This is a genomic window from Ligilactobacillus acidipiscis DSM 15836 (assembly GCF_001435755.1).
Classification (GTDB): domain Bacteria; phylum Bacillota; class Bacilli; order Lactobacillales; family Lactobacillaceae; genus Ligilactobacillus; species Ligilactobacillus acidipiscis.
In genome coordinates this window covers 1-2,101 of record NZ_AZFI01000240.1, presented here as the reverse complement: position 1 = coordinate 2,101, position 2,101 = coordinate 1, and the positions used below count along the sequence as shown (strand labels likewise).

The 2,101-nt window shown below is 38.6% G+C and carries 2 protein-coding genes; both read left to right on the top strand.

Annotation, left to right across the window (positions count from 1 at the left end; all coding sequences use genetic code 11):
• Positions 1 to 199: 199 nt before the first annotated feature.
• On the top strand, positions 200 to 1,063 hold the full coding sequence (locus FC65_RS10315; protein ID WP_056972631.1) for a glycosyltransferase family 8 protein: 864 nt from the start codon (positions 200 to 202) through the stop codon (positions 1,061 to 1,063).
• 141 nt (positions 1,064 to 1,204) lie between these two features.
• Positions 1,205 to 2,008, top strand: a complete 804-nt coding sequence (gene deoC, locus FC65_RS10310; protein ID WP_056972629.1) for a deoxyribose-phosphate aldolase — start codon at positions 1,205 to 1,207, stop codon at positions 2,006 to 2,008.
• Positions 2,009 to 2,101: the final 93 nt, after the last annotated feature.

Genomic DNA, 2,101 nt, shown 5'->3' with positions numbered 1-2,101 from the left:
ACTGTGCTTGGAGAACTTATGGTGAATAATTTAGGTTACTATTCCTTAGTTGGTGTTTTACACCATTTTAGTCATGAACTCAAGGGTCCTCCATTTTTTTTAAGTACTAATTGTGCTACCATTCAGTTTGAAAACTATTTTAGATAACTAATAGATCATAATAACTTGGCAGTTTCACTTAAGGAAGGAAGTATAGTATATGATCAACATTGCGTCAACAACTGATAGTGACTTTGCCGATAATTTACTAACGTTTTATGTTTCGATCTTGGAACATAATCTGGATGAACCGTTTCATTTCTATATTATCGATGATAAGTTAAGTAAGGCAGATCGTAAATATTTGAGCCAGCTCAAGGATATTTATGGAAACTGCAAAGAGATTACATTTTTAGAGGGAGATTTTAACTACTACAAGCAAGCTAATACCGATTCACCTGACTCTGCGATCAAAGAGAATACTTATTATCGCTTGGAACTTCCGGAGTTAGTCGATTGTGATCGTATCTTGTATTTGGACAGTGACATGATCTGTAAGGGAAGTATTGTAGGTCTTTGGAATGAGGCTCTTGATGGAAATGTGATCGGTGCTGTAGAAGATCAAGGTTACGTTGACAGGTTAGAAGAGATGAATGTTCCTCATACAAAGAATGTTTATTTTAATGGCGGGTTGTTATTATTTGATACCAAAAAGTGGCGGCAAGAAAACATTACTGCAAAGGTCCGCCAATATATTGCCGACCATCCAGATAATTTGATATACCAAGACCAGGACGCATTAAACGCTGTCTTGGTTGGAAAGTGGAAAATTTTACATCCGAAATATAATGTTCAGTCTAAATTGGCTCGCCATGATTTTGTCAATCCAGATCCTGAAGCAGAAAAACTGGCTGTTGAGGCTCGACGAGATCCATTATTGATTCATTTTTCCGGTTGGAGCAAGCCCTGGGTTCATGTTGGCAAATGGGTCCATCCATGGCGGGACGAATTTTATCGCTATAAGTTGATCTCTACACAACGTCTGCGTGAACACGCAGAGACTTTGCAAAATGAAAATAAATAATTCACGTAACAGTCTGTCACTTTAAACTAGAAAAAATATTTTAAAGTGACAGATTTTCTGTGTGAAAATGCTGTCATTTGAAAACAGATGGGGTATCATTGGGATGAAAGCGGAACTTTGCCAAAGAGGAGGCAGTTTTTAATGAAATATAATTTAGCTGATTTTAGCCAAATGATCGATCACACTAATTTGCATGCAGATGCTTCTTTTGGTGATATGGTCAAGTTATGTAACGAAGCTCAACAATATCATTTTAAGATGGTCGCGATCAATCAGACACAGACCGCGTCTTGTGCTAAATTATTGAAGGGCAGCGAGGTCCATACTGGGGCGGCGATCAGTTTTCCATTAGGACAGACAACTTTACGTGCTAAAACGTTTGAAGTGCATGATGCAATCGAAAAGGGAGCCGATGAGATCGACTATGTCGTTAATCTGACAGCCGTTAAAAATGGCGATTTTGATTATGTAAAAAATGAAATGCAAACGATCGTCCAGTTATGTCATGACCAGGGTGTTTTGTGTAAGGTGATTTTTGAAAATTGTTATCTGACTAAAGATGAGATCAAGAAATTAGCTTTGATCGCTAAAGATGTCAAACCAGACTTTATCAAGACTTCCACTGGTTTTGGCTCAGGCGGTGCAAAAATCGTAGATGTCAAACTGATGAAGGAAACGGTCGGCGATGGCGTTAAAGTTAAAGCCGCTGGCGGCATTCGAAATACTGATGACTTTTTGGCCATGATCGAAGCAGGTGCTGATCGAATCGGTACGAGCTCTGGAGTCAAAATTATTGATGCTTTAAGCAAACGTTTTGCACAAGGCCACATTAATTCTCTTGAATTAAGAGCCGATGGAAAAGAAGCACCTAAAGTTGATGTCGGGACTCCTGATAATCATGAGACGGAAAGCGAGTACGATCTGTGGTCAGATCTTTACGAATGAAACTTTAATAAATGTTTGAATCGCACTGTGGGCTTGACTTGCAGTGCTATTTTTATTACTAACTAAAGGTTGAAAGTACCAAAACAGACCGTA

What these genes read in the sequence shown, in the direction of transcription:
- FC65_RS10315 (WP_056972631.1), top strand. Translation starts at nt 200, where the DNA reads ATGATCAACATTGCGTCAACAACTGATAGTGACTTTGCCGATAATTTA.
- deoC (WP_056972629.1), top strand. Translation starts at nt 1,205, where the DNA reads ATGAAATATAATTTAGCTGATTTTAGCCAAATGATCGATCACACTAAT.